Raw genomic sequence first — 19,511 nt, 5'->3', positions numbered from 1 at the left:
CCCTGCCAGGCACCGAGTCCCGTTTGTGGCAGTAAAGACGCCTACGCTGCTGACTTAAAACAATACCTAGCGCCGCCCCCTGCCGCGCTAAATAGGAGAAGCCATGCTCGAGCTCACTGTAGAGCAGATATCCATGGGCCAGTCGGCTGTGGATAAGTCCGCGGCGCTGCACCTGCTGGCCGACAAACTGGTGGCGGACGGCCTGGTGGCCGAGGGCTACCTGGCCGGTCTCAAGGCCCGCGAAGCCCAGGGCTCGACCTTTCTTGGCCAAGGCATCGCCATTCCCCACGGCACCCCGGAAACCCGCGACCAGGTCTTTGCCACCGGCGTGCGCCTGCTGCAGTTTCCCGACGGCGTGGACTGGGGCGACGGGCAGATCGTCTACCTGGCCATCGGCATTGCGGCAAAATCCGACGAGCATTTGCGCCTCCTACAACTACTGACCCGTGCCCTGGGTGAAACCGACCTCGGCCAGGCGCTGCGTCGTGCCAGTTCCCCGGAGGCCCTACTCAAGCTGTTGCAGGGCGCGCCCCAGGAACTGGCGCTGGACGCCCAGATGATCAGCCTCGGGGTGGCGGCAGAAGATTTCGAAGAGCTGGTCTGGCGCGGCGCCCGTCTGCTGCGCCAGGCCGAATGCGTGAGCAACGGCTTTGCCGCGGTGCTGCAACAGGTGGAAGCGCTGCCCCTGGGCGACGGCCTGTGGTGGCTGCACAGCGAACAGACCGTGCTGCGCCCGGGGCTGGCCTTTGTCACCCCGGACAAACCCATCCGCTACCTGGGCCAGCCCCTGAGTGGCCTGTTCTGCCTGGCCAGCCTGGGGGAGGCCCACCAGGTCCTGCTGGAGCGCCTGTGCGCGCTGCTGATCGAAGGCCGTGGCCAGGAGCTGGGCCGCGCCACCAGCAGTCGCGCGGTGCTGGAAGTGCTCGGCGGCGAATTGCCGGCGGACTGGCCCAGTGCCCGTATCGCCCTGGCCAACGCCCACGGCCTGCATGCACGCCCGGCCAAGGTGCTGGCGCAGTTGGCGAAGAATTTTGACGGCGAGATCCGCATCCGCCTCGCCGATGGCAAGGAGTCTGCGGTCTCGGTAAAAAGCCTGAGCAAGCTGCTGAGCCTCGGTGCCCGGCGTGGTCAGGTGCTGGAGCTGATCGCTGAACCGAGCGTCGCCGCCGACGCTTTGCCCGCGTTGCTGGCCGCTATCGAGGAAGGCCTGGGTGAAGAGGTCGAGCCCTTGCCGGCTGTCAGCGCCCCTCGGCAGGAGCCACAAGAAGTCGTCGAGCCGATCAGCGCCCCGGCTTCCGGCAGCCTGATCCAGGCCATCGCTGCCGCGCCCGGCATCGCCATCGGCCCGGCCCATATCCAGGTTCAGCAAAGCATCGATTACCCACTGCGCGGCGAGTCCTCCGCCATCGAGCGCCAGCGCTTGCAGCAGGCCCTGGCCGAGGTCCGCGAAGACATTCAGGGGCTGATCCAGCGCAGCCAGGCCAAGGCCATCCGCGAGATTTTCATCACCCACCAGGAAATGCTCGACGACCCCGAGCTGAGCGACGAAGTGGACACCCGCCTCAAGCAGGGCGAAAGCGCCGAAGCGGCCTGGATGAGCGTGATCGAAAGCGCCGCCCGACAGCAGGAAGCCCTGCAGGACGCCCTGCTTGCCGAGCGCGCCGCCGACCTGCGGGACATCGGCCGTCGGGTGCTGGCCCAGTTGTGCGGCATCGAAACCCCGGCCGAGCCGGAGCAGCCGTACATTCTGGTGATGGACGAAGTCGGCCCTTCGGATGTGGCGCGCCTGGACCCGCACCGCGTGGCCGGGATTCTCACCGCCCGTGGCGGCGCCACGGCCCACAGCGCCATCGTCGCCCGGGCCCTGGGCATTCCAGCCCTGGTGGGGGCGGGGGCCAGTGTGCTGCTGATCAAGCCCGGTACGCCTTTGCTACTGGACGGCCAGCGCGGCCGCCTGCATGTGGACGCCGACCCGGCGTCCCTGCAATGCGCCGTTGAGGAGCGCGACAACCGCGAGCAACGGCTCAAGGCCGCCGCCGAACAACGCCATCAGCCGGCCCACACCACGGATGGTCACGCGGTCGAGGTGTTCGCCAATATCGGTGAAAGCGCCGGTGTCGCCGCCGCCGTTGAAAACGGCGCCGAAGGCATCGGCCTGCTGCGCACCGAACTGATTTTCATGGCCCATCCCCAGGCCCCGGACGAAGCCACCCAGGAAGCCGAATACCGTCGTGTGCTCGACGGCCTCGCCGGGCGTCCGCTGGTGGTGCGCACCCTGGATGTGGGCGGCGACAAACCGCTGCCTTACTGGCCCATCGCCAAGGAGGAAAACCCCTTCCTCGGCGTGCGCGGCATCCGCCTGACCTTGCAACGGCCGCTGATCATGGAAGCGCAACTGCGTGCGCTGCTGCGCTCGGCGGACAACCGCCCGCTGCGGATCATGTTCCCCATGGTCGGCAGCGTCGAAGAGTGGCGCCAGGCCCGGGACATGACCGAGCGCCTGCGCCGGGAAATCCCCGTGGCCGACCTGCAGTTGGGGATCATGATCGAAGTGCCATCCGCCGCCCTGCTGGCGCCGGTGCTGGCCCGGGAAGTGGACTTCTTCAGCGTCGGCACCAACGACCTGACCCAATACACCCTGGCCATCGACCGTGGCCACCCGACCCTTTCGGCCCAGGCCGACGGCCTGCACCCAGCGGTGCTGCAACTGATCGACATCACTGTGCGTGCTGCCCATGCCCACGGCAAGTGGGTCGGTGTGTGCGGTGAGCTGGCGGCCGACCCGTTGGCGGTGCCGGTGCTGGTGGGCCTGGGGGTGGATGAACTGAGTGTTTCCGGACGCAGCGTCGCCGAGGTCAAGGCGCGGATTCGCGAACTCAGCCTGACCCAGGCGCAAACCCTTGCTCAACAGGCCCTGGCCGTCGGCAGCGCCAACCAGGTGCGCGCCCTAGTGGAGGCCATGTAATGGCAGCAATACTCACCCTGACCCTCAACCCGGCGCTGGACCTCACCGTGCAGATGGCGCGCCTGGACGCAGGGCAGGTCAACCGCGGCGACGCCATGCACACCCATGCTGCCGGCAAGGGCTTGAACGTGGCCCAGGTGCTGGCCGACCTCGGCCATCAACTCACCGTCAGCGGCTTTCTCGGGGAAAACAATCCACAGGCCTTCGACGCCTTGTTCGCCCAGCGCGGTTTTGTCGACGCCTTCATCCGCGTGCCCGGGGACACCCGCAGCAATATCAAGCTGGCCGAAGGCGATGGCCGCATTACCGATATCAACGGCCCCGGGCCCGAGGTCAGCGAAGCCGCGCAACAGGCCCTGCTCGAGCGCCTGGAGCAGATCGCTCCCGGGCATGACGCGGTGGTGGTGGCCGGCAGCCTGCCGCGCGGGGTCAGCCCCGAATGGTTCCAGGCCCTGCTGCTGCGCTTGAAAGCCTTGGGCCTGAAGGTCGCCCTCGACACCAGCGGCGCCGCCTTGCGTGCCGGCCTGGCAGCGGGCCCCTGGCTGGTCAAGCCCAACACCGAAGAACTGGCGGACGCCCTCGGCAGCCCGGTGGTTTCAGTGGCCGGGCAGGCCGAGGCCGCCCGCCAGCTGCACGCCCAAGGCGTCGAGCATGTGGTGATTTCCCACGGCGCCGAGGGGGTCAGTTGGTTCAGCGCCGCACCGTCCCTGCAGGCCCTGCCGCCCAAGGTCAGGGTGGTCAGCACCGTGGGCGCCGGCGACTCGTTGCTGGCGGGCATGCTCCACGGCCTGCTCAGTGCCCAGCCGTTCGAACAGACCCTGCGCACCGCCACGGCGATTGCCGCCATGGCCGTGACCCAGATCGGTTTCGGCATCAGCGACAGGGCGCAACTGGCCCGGCTGGAGCAGGGGGTGCGCGTGCATCCCCTCATAGAACAATAAGAGGGTTGCCCATGAAGTTAGCCATAGTTACCGCCTGCCCCAACGGCATGGTCACCAGCGTGCTCTGCGCCCGCCTGCTGGACGCCGCAGCCCAGCGCCAGGGCTGGAGCACCAGCGTTGAAGTGCACGATGAAGCGCACCCGGAACGCCAACTGTCGGCGGCCACCCTCGAAGCCGCCGAATGGGTGCTGGTGGTCAGCACCGGGCCTGTGGATATGTCGCGTTTTGTTGGCAAGCGGGTGTATCGCAGCAGCCCGTCCCAGGCCTTGCAGGATGTGGACGCGGTGCTGCGTCGCGGCGCCGAAGAGGCCCAGGTATATGCCGCGGCCGAGGCCAGTGCCGAGCCCGTGGTCGAGACCGGCAAGCGCGCCCCGCGGCTGGTGGCGATCACCGCCTGCCCGACCGGCGTGGCCCACACCTTCATGGCCGCCGAGGCCCTGCAGCAAACCGCCAAGCGCCTGGGCTACGACCTGCAAGTGGAAACCCAGGGCTCGGTGGGCGCGCGCAATCCGCTGAGCGCCCAAGCCATTGCCGAGGCCGATGTGGTGCTGCTGGCGGCGGACATCGAAGTGCCCACCGAGCGTTTTGCCGGCAAGCGCATTTATCGCTGCGGCACCGGCGTGGCCCTGAAACAGTCCGAGGCGACCCTGAACAAGGCCCTGGCCGAGGGCCAGCTGGAATCCACCGCCGCCGGCGCCCAGGCCCCGGCCAAGCAAGACAAGACCGGGGTCTACAAGCACCTGCTGACCGGCGTGTCGTTCATGCTGCCGATGGTGGTGGCGGGGGGGCTGATGATTGCCCTGTCCTTTGTCTTCGGCATCACCGCGTTCAAGGAAGAGGGCACCCTGGCCGCGGCACTGATGCAGATCGGCGGCGAAACCGCCTTCAAACTGATGGTGCCGTTGCTGGCGGGCTACATCGCCTATTCCATCGCCGACCGTCCGGGGCTGGCGCCGGGGATGATTGGCGGCATGCTCGCCAGCACCCTGGGCGCGGGCTTTATCGGCGGCATCGTCGCCGGCTTTCTGGCCGGCTATGCGGCGAAGGCGATCAGTAAATATGCGCGGCTGCCGCAAAGCCTGGAGGCCTTGAAACCAATCCTGATCATTCCGCTGCTGGCCAGCCTGTTCACCGGGCTGGTGATGATCTACGTGGTGGGCAAACCGGTGGCGGGCATGCTCGAAGCCCTGACCCACTTCCTCGACAGCATGGGCACCACCAACGCCATTCTGCTGGGGGTACTGCTGGGTGGGATGATGTGCGTCGACCTAGGCGGGCCGATCAACAAGGCCGCCTATGCGTTCTCGGTAGGGCTGCTGGCCTCCCAGAGCTATGCACCGATGGCTGCCACCATGGCCGCGGGCATGGTGCCGCCCATTGGCCTGGGCATCGCCACCTTCATTGCCCGACGCAAATTCGCCCAGACCGAACGCGAAGCCGGAAAGGCGGCGCTGGTGCTGGGGTTGTGCTTCATCTCCGAAGGCGCGATCCCGTTTGCTGCCAAAGACCCGCTGCGGGTGATCCCGGCGAGCATTGCCGGCGGCGCCCTGACTGGCGCGTTGTCGATGTACTTCGGCTGCAAATTGATGGCACCGCATGGTGGCCTGTTCGTCATGCTGATCCCCAACGCCATCAACCACGCCCTGCTGTACCTCCTGGCGATTGTTGCCGGCAGCCTGCTGACCGCCGTGGTGTATGCACTGGTAAAACGGCCTGAAACGGCGGAGCTCGCCCTGCAACCCGCCTCCTCGTAGGAGCCGGCTTGCCGGCGAAGAGGCCCCTGAGCCTTGCGCTGTTCTGGCCGACGCCTTCGCTGGCAAGCCAGCTCCTACGGAGGAGGGCGCGCCACCGCAACCTTGTAGGAGCCGGCTTGCCGGCGAAGAGGCCCCTGAGCCTTGCAATGTTCTGGCCGACGCCTTCGCTGGCAAGCCAGCTCCTACGGAGAAGGCGGCAGCACCGCAGCCCTGTAGGAGCCGGCTTGCTGGCGAAGAGGCGCCTGAGCCTTGCACTGTTCTGGCCGACGCCTTCGCTGGCAAGCCAGCTCCTACGGAGAAGGCGGCAGCACCGCAGCCCTGTAGGAGCCGGCTTGCCGGCGAAGAGGCCCCTGAGCCTTGCGCTGTTCTAGCCGACGCCTTCGCTGGCAAGCCAGCTCCTACGGAGGAGGGGGCGCCACTGCCGCGCAAACGGCTCGTTGATCTCGGCTCTGCACCCCACCGCTGCAGGCCCTGCGGGCACCGACTCGCCCTTCACCGTCCGCCCTGGCATCAGCGCCGAAGAAGCCTTGCTCCACGTTTCCATGCTGCTCAAAGCCGCCGAGGAGGTGTCCGACGAGATCACCGAACATGCCAGCGGCATCGAGCGCGGCTTGATCTGGTCCCTGGTGCATTCAGTGGAAATGGCCCGTGGTGTGGTGGATGCTTTGCTCGATGGCAATCGTCGTTCTCCCAGCTGAGTCGCCGTTCGCTCGTACAGGTTTTCACCGCCGGAGAGCGCCTCAGGGCGCCTTCGGCTTCAACTGTTGTGGGCTTGCTCTACCTCTTCGTGTAAGACGCGTCTAAACCGTTCTGACTGGCTTGAATCTGGAGTAGCAGTTGATTAGTTTCGGATCGTCAGGGCGGCTCTGCGCGGAGCATCTACGGATGCGCCGGTTGCCTGAGGCCGGTTCTGCTAGTCCGCGTCGAGCTGCCACCCTGCATTGCGGCCGTATGTCCTTGCTGTCACACCCCCTTCATCCCCGCTGTCTAAGGTGGTTTTTTTGACCATTGTCAGGGAGTCACCATGAGCGAGTTCAACCTCGGCCGTCGTCGGATCATGCAAATCGCCGGGGCGGGGCTGTTGATGCCGAGCCTGGCGCCGGCGGTGATCGCCTCGGTCAAGGATCGGCCGCAGCTCACCGATGGGGTGCAGTCCGGGGACCTGCTGGGGGACCGGGCGATGATCTGGAGCCGCAGCGACCGCCCGGCGCGGATGGTGGTGGAGTGGGACACGCGAAGCATGTTCAGCAACCCCCGGCGCTGCGTTTCGCCCCTGGCCGATGCCCGCACCGACTTCACGGCGCGGGTGGAGTTGACCGGGCTGCCGGCCAACCAGGCAATCTTCTATCGGGTGACCTTCGAGGATGCCCAGTCCGGCGTGGCCAGCGAACCCTGGTTCGGCCATTTGCGCAGTGCACCGTCGCAACGCCGGGATATCCGTTTCGTCTGGAGCGGCGACACGGTGGGCCAGGGTTTCGGCATCAACCTGGACATCGGCGGCATGCGCATCTATGAAGCGATGCGCCTGCGCCTTCCGGACTTCTTTATCCACAGCGGCGACACCATCTACGCCGACGGCCCGGTGCCGGCGCAGTTGACCGTGGAGGACGGGCGCATCTGGCGCAACCTCACCACCGAAGCCAAGAGCAAGGTGGCCGAGACCCTCGACGAATACCGGGGCAACTACCGCTACAACCTGATGGACGAGAACCTGCGCCGCTTCAATGCCCAGGTGCCGCAGATCTGGCAGTGGGACGACCACGAGGTGGTCAACAACTGGTCGCCGAGCAAGCAGCTGGACGAGCGCTACGTGGTCAAGGACATCCAGACCCTGGTGGGCCGCGCGCGCCAGGCCTGGCTGGAGTATTCGCCCATGCGCCGGCAGAGCGCCGATGGCGGCGGGCGCATCTATCGCAAGCTCAGCTATGGGCCGTTGCTGGATGTGTTCGTGCTGGACATGCGCAGCTATCGAGGCCCCAACGACGACAACCTCGGTGGCGAGAAACCCTTCCTCGGCCGTGAGCAGTTGGACTGGCTGAAGCGCGAGCTCAAGGATTCCTCGGCCCAGTGGAAGGTGGTGGCGGCAGACATGCCCATTGGCCTGGGAGTGCCCGATGGCGAAGTCAGCCCCGGGGTGGCGCGCTGGGAGGCGATCGCCAACGGCGACCCGGGCCCGGCCCAGGGCCGCGAGCTGGAGATTGCCGAACTGCTGGCGTATTTGCGCAAGCATCAGGTGCGCAACCATGTGTGGCTGACGGCGGATGTGCACTACTGCGCGGCCCACCACTACCACCCGGACCGGGCGGCATTCCAGGATTTCGAACCGTTCTGGGAGTTTGTCGCTGGCCCGCTGAATGCGGGGAGTTTCGGACCCAATGTGTTGGACAAGACCTTCGGCCCGGAAGTGGTGTTCCAGAAGGCGCCGCCGACCCAGAACAGCTCGCCCTTTGCCGGCTTCCAGTTCTTTGGCGAAGTGCAGATCGACGGGCAAAGCGCCGAGCTGAGTGTGATTCTGCGGGACCTGGATGGCGTGTCGGTGTACGAGCACAAATTGCAGCCGGTGTAACCCTTGTAGGAGCCGGCTTGCCGGCGAAGAGGCCCTTGAACCTTGCGCCGTGCTGGCGGGCGCCTTCGCTGGCAAGCCAGCTCCTACGGGGTGCAATACGAGCGTTGTAGGAGCCGGCTTGCCGGCGAAGAGGCCCTTGAACCTTGCGCCGTGCTGGCGGGCGCCTTCGCTGGCAAGCCAGCTCCTACGGGGTGCAATACGAGCGTTGTAGGAGCCGGCTTGCCGGCGAAGAGGCCCTTGAGCCTTGCGCCGTGCTGGTGAGCGCCTTCGCTGGCAAGCCAGCTCCTACGGGGTGCAATACGAGCGGTGTAGGAGCCGGCTTGCTGGCGAAGCGTTCGGCAGCTCAGTAAACGTCGCGGCGGTAGCGGCCCTGTTCGATCAGGCGTTCTACCTGCTGCGCGCCGAGAATGTCGTTGAGCACCTGGTCCACCCCCGAAGCCATGCCCTGCAAGCTGCCGCAGATGTAAATCGCGGCGCCATTATCCAGCCATTTCTTCAGCTCATCGGCCGCTTGGCGCAAGCGGTCCTGGACGTAGATCTTCTCTGCCTGGTCCCGGGAGAACGCCAGGTCCAGGCGGCTCAGATCACCGCGGATCAGCCACTCCTGCAGTTCATCCTTGCAGTAGAAATCATGCTCGGCATTGCGCTCGCCGAAGATCAGCCAGTTGGCTTGCTGACCCTCGGCGATTCGCGCCTTGAGCAGGCTGCGCAAGCCCGCCAGCCCGGTGCCGTTGCCCAGCAATATCAGTGGGCAAGGTTCGGTCGGCAAGTGGAAGCCGCTGTTGCGTCGCACTCGCAAGCTGATGGCCGAGCCCACCGGAGCCTGTTCGGTCAACCAACCGGAGCCGATGCCCAGGCTGCCGTCGGGGTGGCATTCCTGCCGCACCAGCAACTCCAGGCAGCCGTCGGCGGCAATCGAGGCAATCGAGTATTCACGCATGCGCAAGGGCACCAGCGCATCCACCAGCGCCTGGGCGTGCAACCCCACCAGGTGCGCGCGGTTTTCCGGCAACTGGCGGCTGGCCAAGGCCTGTTCAAGGCTTTCCTGCAGGCCGTCCAGTTGCACCGGGGCACTGCCGGAAAGACCCAGGCCACCGAGGAAGTCGATCACGGCTCCGGGGCTGTTGCGTGGCATGACTTCCACCAGGTCGCCCGCCAGCCAGCTGCTGGCGCTGGGGGCGCTCAGTTGCAGCAGATAGACCCCGGAGCCACTGCTTTCGGGGTTGAGCAGGGTGCGGCTGTTCAAGGTCCAGTTGTCGAAGGCCGGAGCTTGCCACAGGTCCACCGGGGCATGGCCGGTGAGTTGGCCCAGTTGCTGCTGCCAGTGACGCAGGGCATAGGTGTCGCCACTGTCCACTTCGATGGGGGCGAACAGGGTGCTGCCGCCTTGGCTCGATAGCCAATCATGCAGGCGTCGGGCAAAGCCACAGAAGTGCGGGTATTGACGGTCGCCGAGGCCGAGCACGGCGTACTGCAGACCCTGCAGCGACAGTTCACGCCCCAGCAACTTGCGTTCGAAACCTCGAGCGCTGTCGGGTGCTTCGCCGTCACCGAAGGTGCTGACCACGAACAGCGCATGCTGGGCGTCGCGCAGGTCCTGTTGGCTGAGACTGGCCAGCGGCTGGACCTTGGCAGCGACCCCTGCGGCCTGCAGTTGGCCGGCAGTCTGCCAGGCCAGTTGCTCGGCGAAACCGCTCTGGCTGGCGAAGCCGATCAACCACGCCGAAGCATCATTGGTGGGGTTTTCCAGGCCCTGGCGGGCACTCTTGATCTGGCGTTTCTTGCGTCGGCGATCCAGGTACAGCAACCAGCCGGTGACGAAGAACAACGGCATGCTCAATGAGGCGAGGGCCAGCACGATGCGTCCGATCAGGCCGAAGTAGCTGCCCACGTGCAGCGCATAGACGCTGGTGAGCAATTGCGCCTTGAAGCTCTTGTCGGCATAGCGGTCGTGGCGGCTGATGACCCCGGTGACGGGGTCCAGGGTGATCTGGTTCAAGGCCCGCTCGTGGGGCGAGGTCTTGAGCAGGTAGAACACCGTTGCCGGTTGCCCGGCCACCGGCGGCATGCGCACGTTGTAGGCATTGAGGTCTTTGCCGGCGGCGCTGTAGATGCTGCTCCACATGGCGTTGTAGTCCGCCACCGGTGCCGGGCCCTTGGGCGCTGGGCCACCACGGCCACCACGGGCGCGTTCACTTTGCGGTGAATCGGAGAGCAATTGGGTCAGGCCCTTGTTGTACCACTCGTAGGACCAGTACAACCCGGTGAGGGCGAACAGCAGATAGAACAGCAGGCACCAGGTGCCGAACACGGCGTGCAGGTCCCAGTTGAAGCCGCGGCCTTTCTTGGCCCAGTCCAGGGTCAGCCACACGCGCCATTTGCCGACCTGGCGCGGCCAGCGCAGGTACAGGCCGGACAGGCAGAAGAAGATCAGGATCAGGGTGCAGGCGCCAGTGATCTGCCGACCGGTGTCACCGATCGCCAGGAAGCGGTGCAGTTGCAGCATCAAGCCGAAGAAGTCCTGGCCGACGGCGTCGCCCATGAACTCGCCGGTATAGGGATCGAAGTAGCGCATCTGCCCACGGCGTTCACCTGGCGGTGGGGTGAAGAACACCCGCGCGGCGTTGCCACTGTCGGTTTCCACCCAGAGCATGGACACGGTCTTGCCTTCGGCGGCCTGGATCTTGTCCACCAGTTCGGCGGGCGGTAATACCCCGGCAGGGAGTTTCTGGACTTGCAGTACCGATGGATTGAGGGCGCGCAGGATCTCGTCTTCGAACGATACCGTCGCTCCCGTAATGCCCATCAGGGCCAGGACCAGTCCTGCGCTGATGCCGAAGAACCAGTGCAACTGAAACAGGGTTTTCTTCAACACGTCACTCGCCTTGTTCGTCCAGAGAGGTGAAGCACGGCGCGCATTATGCCGTGGGTTGTCGAGAAGCATTCGTTCTTACACACGAAAGCCCCAGGCATTGGCGTGCATGGGGCTTGAGTGCCTGTGGCCGTGGCCACAGGGTTTTGTGCTGGATCAGAAGTGGAAGCTGGTGGTCAACAATGCGGTACGACCGGCTGCCTGGTTGGCGAAGTGCGCCGCGTAGGCCTTGTCGTAGTAGGTCTTGTCGGTCAGGTTCTGCACGTTCAGTTGCAGGTCGACGTTCTTGGTCAGCTTGTAGCTGGCCATGGCGTCGTAGCGGGTGTAGGAGGGAACGTACACGGTGTTGGCAGTGTCGCCGTAGACATCGTCGACATAGAACGCGCCGCCACCGACGGTCAGTTTCGAGGTGATGTCGTAGGTGCTCCAGAGGCTGAAGGTGTTCTTCGGCGTGTTCGGCATTTCATTGCCTTTGGCCGAGGCCGCACCGACGGTGATCGCGCCGTTACGACCGGTCAAGCCTGCGTCCACCAACTTGCTCTTGAGGTAGCTATAGCCGGCGAAGACTTGCCATTTGTCGGTGATCTTGCCGCTGGCGCCCAGTTCCAGGCCGTCGACACGGGACTCACCGGCGTTCTCGTAGGTCATTGCGTCAACCAGGACCCGGGTGTTTTTCTTCTCGGTGCGGAATACCGCCGCGGTGAGAGACAGGCGATCGTTGAGCACATTCCACTTGGTGCCCAGCTCGTAGTTGACGGTTTCTTCAGGCTGCAAGTCGCTGGTGCTGGCGCCAGCCGCCAGAGGGTTGCCTTCTGCACCTTCACCCACCAGTGCACCGGCCGGGGTGGCCGAGGTCGCGTAGGAGGCATAGACACTGCCGTTTTCCATCGGCTTCCAGACCAGTCCGGCCTGCCAGTTCCAGAACTGGCTGCTGTCTTTCAGCTTGCTGCGGGCCTTGACCGTGGAGGTTGGAACGGCATTGGTATTGGCCACGGTATCGAAGGTGTCGTAGCGCAGGCCCAGGTTCAGCAGCCATTTCGGATCGAGTTCGATGGTATCGAAGACGTAGGCGGCGCGGGAGGTGGCCTTGGTGTTGGTGCCGTTGTAGTTGCGCGCGGCACTGCCGGTCCAGGCTTCGTCCGGGTTCGGATTGGCCAAGGAGGTGCAACTGCCACCCGTGCTGCCGACCTTGCCTGCAGTACAGGTCGGGTTGCTGTTGGGGCTCACGGTGTAGCTGCTGACTCGGGTTTCTTCGCCGGTGAATTCAAGACCGGTCGAGTAGTTGTTCTTGAAGCCCAGTGCGTGGAACTCGCCAAACAGATCGGTCTGGTTGGTGGTGGTTTCCGTGGTCGACACGCGGCTGTTGGCGCGGCGCCAGACGGTACCGAACTGGTTGACGTTGTGCTGGCTGTCATCCGGTTGGGTGAGGATGTAATCCTGTCCGGTGTTGCCATGACGCAGGGTATTTTTCAGCGTCATGTTTTCGTTCAGGTCGTGCTCGATGGAGACGGTGCTGATGTCCGCGCGGGTCTTGCGGAAGTCTCGACCTTTCAGGCCATAGAAGTTGTTGCTGTCGCCACCGTCGGTCGGCTTGTCATGCACGTGCGGCGCTTTGGCAGCGCTCGAACTGTAGCCATACGGAATGCCCGAATCCGGCAGATCGTCGCTTTCCATGTGGTAGTAGCTGACGTTGACCCGGGTAGGGGTACCCAAGCCAAAGGTCAACGATGGCGCTACGCCCCAGCGGTCGTAGTTGACGGCGTCACGACCCGCTACGTTCTGTTCGTGGCTCATCAGGTTCAGGCGGAAAGCCGCGCCTTCGAGGAACTGACGGTTGACGTCGAGGGTGTAACGGCGGGTCTGGTCGGAACCGTAAGTGAAACCACCATTGAGGAAATCTTGTTGCTTGGGCAGCTTGCTCACCAGGTTCAGGCTACCGCCGGCCGAGCCGCGTCCACCGAATGAGGAGTTCGGGCCCTTGCTGACTTCGACCGACTCGATGTCGAAGATTTCGCGGCTTTGACCACCGGTGTCGCGTACGCCGTCGAGATAGGTGTCGCCTTGAGCGTCAAAACCACGAATGAACGGGCGATCGCCTTGGGGGTTGCCACCTTCACCTGCGCCGAAGGTGATCCCCGGAACGGTACGCAATGCATCCTGCAGGGACGTGGCGGCGGTGTCTTTGAGCACTTGCTGGGGAATCACCGTGACCGAACGTGGCGTATCCACCAGTGGTGCGGTGTATTTCTGTGAGGAGGCTTTGTCTACCTGGTAGGACGTCGACTCCTGCGCTTCACCGGTGATGCTGGTGGCATCCAGGGCGATGGCGTTGCCCGAGGTCTTCTTGCTGGTGTCTTCAGCAGCCTGGACCATGTGGCCTGCAGAGCCGGCGGTGATTGCCACGCCAATCGCAGACGCCAGCAGGCGTGGTGAACTGACGGCGGATAGTGGTTGTTGGCGTGACATTTTTATTCCCCTCCCCAGGGATTTGAGGCGGCGGAATATAGGGGATAAAAGCATTCGTTATCAATTGCGAAATATTGCTATTAGAGAAGAATTTACATTCTTTACAATTTATCTTTACGGTTTTTGCGTTCTCGTTCGTCCCCGGGTTTTACACAGTCAATAAGAATCAATATCATTGACGATCTTTTGGTTCTCAGGTACCTGGCCATGTTGCTGCACATTCCTGGCGTGTTCACCCGTGATGAAGTGGGGCGCATTCGTGAAGCCCTGGAGCAGGCCGACTGGGCGGACGGCAAGATCACCGCCGGGTACCAATCGGCCAAGGCCAAGCACAACCTGCAGTTGCCCGAAGGGCACGCGCTGGCCCAGGAGATCGGTGCGGCGATGCTCGACCGGCTGTGGAAGAACCCGCTGTTCATGTCTGCCGCCTTGCCGCACAAGGTGTTCCCGCCGTTGATCAACTGCTACACCGCCGGTGGCAGCTTCGACTTCCACATCGACAATGCGGTGCGCCAGCCCAAGGGCAGCCCGGAGCGGGTGCGCACCGACCTGTCGTCGACCCTGTTCTTCAGCGACCCCGAGGATTACGACGGTGGCGAGCTGGAGATCCAGGACACCTACGGCCTGCAGCGAGTGAAGTTGCCGGCGGGGGACATGGTCCTGTATCCCGGTACCAGTCTGCACAAGGTCAACCCGGTAACCCGCGGCGCCCGTTACGCTTCGTTCTTCTGGACCCAGAGCCTGGTGCGCGAGGACAGCCAGCGTGCTCTGCTGTTCGAAATGGACGGGGCGATCCAGGAGCTGACCCGGGACATGCCCGAGCATCCCTCACTGATCCGCCTGACCGGCACTTACCACAACCTGCTGCGTCGCTGGGTTGAGGTGTAAGCCGTGACCTTTCAACTACGCCGTGAGGAAATCCTTGATGGCGCGCAATTGAGTGCCATGCTCGAAGAGAGCCCGGCCCGTGCCGCCCAGGCAGTGCTGGTGGCGGCTCGTGAGGGGCTTGTCGATGCCCAGGCATTGCTGGGGCAGATCCTCCTCGACGGTCGGGGCATTCAGCAGGACCAGCCTTTGGCGGTGCGCTGGTTCGAGATCGCGACCCAGGGAGGGCACCTGATGGCGCGTAACATGCTCGGTCGTTGTCATGAGCACGGCTGGGGCTGCACGGCGGATGCTACCCGTGCTGCCGGACACTATCGTCTGGCCGCCGAGGCGGGTCTGGACTGGGGGCTGTACAACTACGCCAACCTTTTGGCCACCGGCCGTGGCGTGGAACAAAACCATTCCCTGGCACTGGCCTGCTATCGCCGCGCGGCGCAGTTGGGCCATGCCAAATCGATGAACCTGTTGGGGCGTTACCTGGAGGAGGGGTTGGTGTGTCCGGTCGACCTTGAAGCGGCCCGTGACTGGTATCGGCGCTCGGCCGAGGGCGGTGATTTCCGTGGCCAGTTCAGCCATGCGGCGGTGCTGGCCGATGCTGGGCGAATCGACGAGGCGGTGGAGTGGCTGAATCGAGCCCTGGCCGGCGGCAACCTGAATTTCCTCCGGGTGGCCTGCACCGCGTTGCTCAATGCCACGCACCCGGAGATTCGCGAACTGGCTCTGGCCTATCATCAGCGCGCAGCGCAATTGGGTGATGAACGGGATGTAGAGCGGCTTGCTGTCTTGGCTTAAATCACTATGATTCAAAACTAATCATTTTTAATCATTCTGATGCAGGTCTTGTCTCATGCCCTCGACAAAAGTACTGACCGCTCATATTCCCTTGGATCTGGCTGATAAGGTCGATCAACTGGCTTCTCGCCTGGAGCGCTCCCGTGCCTGGATCGTGAAGCAAGCGTTGGTGGCCTGGGTTGACCAGGAAGAAGAGCGCCGCCGACTGACGCTTGAGGCCTTGGCAGATGTAGATGCTGGAAGGGTTGTCGATCATCAGTCAGTGCTGGCTTGGGCGGAGAGTCTGTCTGGCGACAACCCTCTACCGTTACCGAAATGAGACAGCTGCAATGGACGAGCAAGGCCTTGTCCGATCTGGCTCGGCTTTTTGAATTTCTCGCCCAGGTCAATCGCTCCGCTGCTGCTCGGACCGTGCAATCTCTCGTACAGACTCCAGATACTCTTCTATATAACCCTCGATTGGGGGAAGAGTTGGAGGAGTTCAAACCAAGGGATGTTCGACGACTGCTGGTGGGGCATTACGAGATACGTTATGAGATTCAAGGCATGACCTTGTCTATCCTGCGTATTTGGCATGCCCGGGAAGATCGTTGAACCATTGAGCCACGCTCATAAAAAAGCCCATGACAAGTCATGGGCTTTTTCTTGCCGCTTGCCGCTGCGGTTAAACGTAAAACGCTTTGAGTGGCGGGAAGCCATTGAACTCAACAGCGCTGTAGCTGGTGGTGTAGGCACCGGTGGACAGCCAGTACAGGCGGTCACCGATGGCCAGGTTCAGTGGCAGGCCGTACTTGTAGTTCTCGTACATGATGTCGGCGCTGTCGCAGGTCGGACCAGCGATCACCACTTCTTCCATCTCGCCTTTCTTTTCGGTCCAGATCGGGAACTTGATGGCTTCGTCCATGGTTTCGATCAGGCCGGAGAACTTGCCCACGTCGGTGTACACCCAGCGCTCTACCGCGGTGCGCGACTTGCGCGCCACCAGCACCACTTCACTGACCAGGATGCCGGCGTTGGCGATCAGCGAACGGCCTGGCTCGAGGATGATTTCCGGCAGGTCGTCGCCGAAGTCTTCCTTGAGGAAGCGGATGATCTCTTCAGCGTAGGTTTCCAGGCTGTTGGTACGGGTGATGTAGTTGGCCGGGAAGCCACCGCCCATGTTGATCAGCTTGAGGTGGATGCCGTCTTCTTCCTTGAGGCGCTCGAAGATCACCTTGACCTTGGCGATCGCCGCGTCCCAGACGCTGATGTCGCGCTGTTGCGAGCCAACGTGGAACGACACGCCGTACGGCACCAGGCCGAGGTCGCGGGCGAGGATCAAGAGGTCCATGGCCATGTCGGTCTGGCAGCCGAATTTGCGCGACAAAGGCCAGTCGGCAGTGGTCGAGCCTTCGGTGAGGATGCGCACATAGACCTTCGAGCCAGGAGCGGCCTTGGCGATGTTGCGCAGGTCGGCTTCGGAGTCGGTGGAATACAGGCGCACGCCCTTCTCGTAGAAGTAGCGGATGTCCTTGGATTTCTTGATGGTGTTGCCGTAGCTGATGCGGTCGGGGCTGACGCCCTGGTTCAGCACTTTGTCCAGCTCATAGATCGAGGCGATGTCGAAGTTCGAGCCCTTGTCACGCAGCAGGTCGATGATCTCGACGGCCGGGTTGGCCTTGACCGCGTAGTAGACCTTGGCGAATTCGAAACCGGCGCGCAGGTCGTCGTAGGCCTGGGAGATCATCTGAGTGTCGATGACCACGAACGGGGTTTCTTGCTGGTCGGCGAACGCTTTCATTTTTTGAAAGGTTTCGCGCGCGAAATAGTCTTCGACATTAATCGACATGCGTTGGAAGCTCCTACTGGCAAACATGAGTCATCAATGGGTTTAAGGAGGTGTCATTAATGACCCCTCCTTGTGAACGTCCTCCGTATCCCCACTTTGGTTCGCCTACTTCCCAAGGCATGTCGCCGAAAGCAAAAAGGCCATGGGAAACCTGCCCTTGGCCTTGCTGTCTCGTCGTCAGTACTTGAGCCGGATGGATCGTTTCCAGCATGGACGTTCGGCGCGAACTTTAGGCGGTGAGGGGGCTGAGATCAACAAAAAATGTCGCGTTTTTGCACTTGTCTGACGTGCGTGGCGGACACCACTCTTTGTAGTCGATACAGATGACGGGCAGATGTTCCCGAAGAATTCCCCGGTGTTAAAAATACCTGCACGTTCGACGCCTTTGTCTACCTGATCACCGTAAACAACGAAGTCGTCAACATCGGCGACGTTGCCTGCGAAACGCTCCATCAGAGGGTTATTTTGATCATTGCGGCCCCTGCTTGCCGTGGCCGCGACAGGTCCGGGTGTTCATATTTCTTGCCGCCCCCGTAGGAGCCGGCTTGCCGGCGAAAAAGGCCCTTGAACCTTGCGCAGTTCTGGCGGGCGCCTTCGCTGGCAAGCCAGCTCCTACGGGGGAGGGCTGTGACTATCAGGCAGAGGCTGTTTCCGCGGGGGAAACGATGCTGGTCTTGGCCCCTCGCGAACGCCCCGAGCTCAGGTAGGCGGCAATGGATTCCTGGGTCACTTCCCCGAGGAACACCCGTTCGGCGTCCATCACCGGCAACCATGAGCGGTTGAACTCGTACATGCGCGACAGAAGAATCCGCAAGTGTTCGTCGTAGGCTGCAGTGGCGTTGAACTCCCGCAGGAATTGCTGGCAGGTGCCGGTCTGACGGTGCAAATCGCGGCGTCGTACATAACCCAGGGCCTTGTTCTCGGCACAGGTCACCACCACGTAGCGCCGGTCGTGTTCGTCCATCAGTTCCAGGGCGTCGGCCACCGGGGTTTCCGGGCTCACCGACGGCGCGTTGTCCGCAGCGTCTTCGGCCTTGACCAGCAGCAGGCGCTTGAGGGTGCTGTCCTGGCCGACGAAGTTGCTGACGAAGTCGTCCGCCGGGTGTGCCAGCAGGGTGTCCGGGTGGTCGATCTGCAGCAGTTTGCCGGCGCGGAAGATGGCGATCTTGTCCCCCAGCTTGATGGCTTCGTCGATGTCGTGGCTGACCATGATCACAGTCTTGTTCAGCGCCCGCTGCATCTCGAAGAACTCGTTCTGGATCATCTCGCGGTTGATCGGGTCCACCGCGCCGAAGGGCTCGTCCATCAGCAGCAGCGGAGCATCCGCCGCCAGGGCGCGGATCACCCCGATGCGCTGTTGCTGGCCACCGGACAGTTCCCGCGGATAACGATGCAGGTACTGCTTGGGTTCGAGCTTGATCATGCTCATCAGCTCGCGGGCGCGGTCATGGCATTTCTGCTTGTCCCAGCCCAGCAGGCGCGGCACCACCACGATGTTTTCCTCGATGGTCATGTTGGGGAACAGGCCGATCTGCTGGATCACGTAGCCGATGTTGCGGCGCAGGGTCACTTCATCCAGATCGGTGGTGTCCTCGCCATTGATCAGCACCTTGCCCGAGGTGGGCATGATCAGGCGGTTGATCATTTTCAGCGTGGTGCTCTTGCCGCAACCGGAGGGCCCGAGGAATACGCAGATCTCACCTTCATTGACGGTCAGGCTTACCGAGTCGACGGCTTTGACATCCTTGCCGTTGCTGCGAAAGGTCTTGGTCAGGTTTTGAAGTTCGATCATTTCAGGAGTCCTTTTGGAGTCAGCGTGCGTTGCAGCCATTGCAGAAGCAGGTCGGCGAAGATGGCCAGGAGACTGACCAGCACCGCGCCGACGATCAGCATCGACATGTCGCTGCGGCTGATGGAAGCAAGAATGAGTACGCCCAGGCCGCCGGCGCCGATGGTGGCGGCGATGGTCATGACGCCGATGTTCATCACCACCGCGGTGCGGACTCCGGCGAGAATCACCGGCACCGCGATCGGCAACTCGACCATGCGCAGGCGCTGGCCGAAGGTCATGCCGATGCCGCGGGCGGCTTCGCGAATGCCCGGCTCGACACCGGTCAGCGCCAGGTAGGTGTTGCGCATGATCGGCAGCAGGGAATAGAGGAACACGGCGGTGATGGCCGGCAGCGGACCGAGGCCCTGGCCGAACTTGGAGTAGAACGGCAGCAGCAGGCCGAACAGGGCGATGGACGGAATGGTCAGCAGCACGGTGGCGCTGGCCTGCAGCGGGCCGGCGAGGGTCGGGAAGCGGGTCATCAGCACGCCCAGGGGGACGCCGAAGACGATGGCCAGGGTGACGGCGATGCCCACCAGGGTGATGTGCTGCCAGGTCAGGTGCAGGACCTGGGCCCAATCGAGATGGGAAAAGGCGTTCAGGAATTCCAT

14 protein-coding genes are annotated in these 19,511 nt (G+C 63.4%); 9 read left to right on the top strand and 5 right to left on the bottom strand.

Annotation, left to right across the window (positions count from 1 at the left end; genetic code table 11):
• The first annotated feature begins 103 nt into the window (after positions 1-103).
• The 5 genes from ptsP to GV818_RS22115 all read left to right on the top strand — a co-directional run bounded on the left by ptsP (position 104) and on the right by GV818_RS22115 (position 8,226).
• Entirely contained in the window at positions 104-2,965 is a 2,862-nt protein-coding gene (gene ptsP / locus GV818_RS22135; protein WP_161777520.1) for a phosphoenolpyruvate--protein phosphotransferase, read from the top strand.
• Positions 2,965-3,906: a 1-phosphofructokinase gene (pfkB, locus tag GV818_RS22130; RefSeq protein ID WP_161777519.1), complete on the top strand. Its 942-nt coding sequence runs from the start codon at positions 2,965-2,967 to the stop codon at positions 3,904-3,906. Before ptsP ends, pfkB begins: the two co-directional genes overlap by 1 nt.
• A gap of 11 nt (positions 3,907-3,917) precedes the next feature.
• Entirely contained in the window at positions 3,918-5,660 is a 1,743-nt protein-coding gene (locus GV818_RS22125; protein WP_161777518.1) for a PTS fructose-like transporter subunit IIB, read from the top strand.
• A gap of 383 nt (positions 5,661-6,043) precedes the next feature.
• Positions 6,044-6,358, top strand: a complete 315-nt coding sequence (locus GV818_RS22120) for a DUF6124 family protein (RefSeq protein WP_161777538.1) — start codon at positions 6,044-6,046, stop codon at positions 6,356-6,358.
• A 326-nt stretch (positions 6,359-6,684) separates the two neighbouring features.
• Positions 6,685-8,226 (top strand): alkaline phosphatase D family protein, encoded by a 1,542-nt coding sequence (locus GV818_RS22115; protein WP_161777517.1) that lies wholly within the window; start codon positions 6,685-6,687, stop codon positions 8,224-8,226.
• Between the two features lie 343 nt (positions 8,227-8,569).
• Here the strand turns inward: GV818_RS22115 and GV818_RS22110 are convergent, their stop codons facing one another.
• The gene (locus GV818_RS22110) at positions 8,570-11,101 is read right to left on the bottom strand and encodes a PepSY domain-containing protein (RefSeq protein ID WP_161777516.1); all 2,532 of its coding nucleotides are present in this window, start codon (positions 11,099-11,101) and stop codon (positions 8,570-8,572) included.
• Positions 11,102-11,254: 153 nt separating this feature from the next.
• Entirely contained in the window at positions 11,255-13,564 is a 2,310-nt protein-coding gene (locus tag GV818_RS22105) for a TonB-dependent receptor (protein ID WP_161777515.1), read from the bottom strand.
• Positions 13,565-13,771: 207 nt separating this feature from the next.
• On the opposite strand from GV818_RS22105, the gene GV818_RS22100 reads away from it, so the two are divergent.
• Genes GV818_RS22100 through GV818_RS22085 form a run of 4 tightly spaced genes read left to right on the top strand, consistent with a single transcriptional unit; the run spans position 13,772 to position 15,835 of the window.
• Positions 13,772-14,452, top strand: coding sequence for a Fe2+-dependent dioxygenase (locus GV818_RS22100; RefSeq protein WP_161755693.1), 681 nt, complete (start codon positions 13,772-13,774; stop codon positions 14,450-14,452).
• Positions 14,453-14,455: 3 nt separating this feature from the next.
• A complete protein-coding gene (locus tag GV818_RS22095; RefSeq protein ID WP_161777514.1) occupies positions 14,456-15,241 on the top strand; it encodes a tetratricopeptide repeat protein in 786 nt (261 codons plus the stop codon).
• 55 nt (positions 15,242-15,296) lie between these two features.
• On the top strand, positions 15,297-15,560 hold the full coding sequence (locus tag GV818_RS22090; protein ID WP_161777513.1) for a CopG family ribbon-helix-helix protein: 264 nt from the start codon (positions 15,297-15,299) through the stop codon (positions 15,558-15,560).
• The gene (locus tag GV818_RS22085; RefSeq protein ID WP_161777512.1) at positions 15,557-15,835 is read left to right on the top strand and encodes a type II toxin-antitoxin system RelE/ParE family toxin; all 279 of its coding nucleotides are present in this window, start codon (positions 15,557-15,559) and stop codon (positions 15,833-15,835) included. The genes GV818_RS22090 and GV818_RS22085 overlap by 4 nt, the downstream gene beginning before the upstream one ends.
• Before the next feature lie 70 nt (positions 15,836-15,905).
• Here the strand turns inward: GV818_RS22085 and GV818_RS22080 are convergent, their stop codons facing one another.
• The 3 genes from GV818_RS22080 to GV818_RS22070 form a co-directional block, all read right to left on the bottom strand.
• On the bottom strand, positions 15,906-17,069 hold the full coding sequence (locus tag GV818_RS22080) for a type III PLP-dependent enzyme (protein ID WP_161755689.1): 1,164 nt from the start codon (positions 17,067-17,069) through the stop codon (positions 15,906-15,908).
• Positions 17,070-17,703: 634 nt separating this feature from the next.
• Entirely contained in the window at positions 17,704-18,861 is a 1,158-nt protein-coding gene (locus tag GV818_RS22075; protein WP_161755687.1) for an osmoprotectant ABC transporter ATP-binding protein OsmV, read from the bottom strand.
• Positions 18,858-19,511 carry an ABC transporter permease gene (locus tag GV818_RS22070; protein WP_161755685.1) on the bottom strand — a complete coding sequence of 218 codons (654 nt, stop codon included), beginning with the start codon at positions 19,509-19,511 and terminating at the stop codon, positions 18,858-18,860. Before GV818_RS22070 ends, GV818_RS22075 begins: the two co-directional genes overlap by 4 nt.

The organism is Pseudomonas sp. Fl4BN1 (assembly GCF_009908285.1).
In the GTDB taxonomy this organism is placed as follows: Bacteria; Pseudomonadota; Gammaproteobacteria; order Pseudomonadales; family Pseudomonadaceae; genus Aquipseudomonas.
Note: the sequence above shows the minus strand (reverse complement) of the source record. Positions and strands in the feature narration are given on the sequence as shown.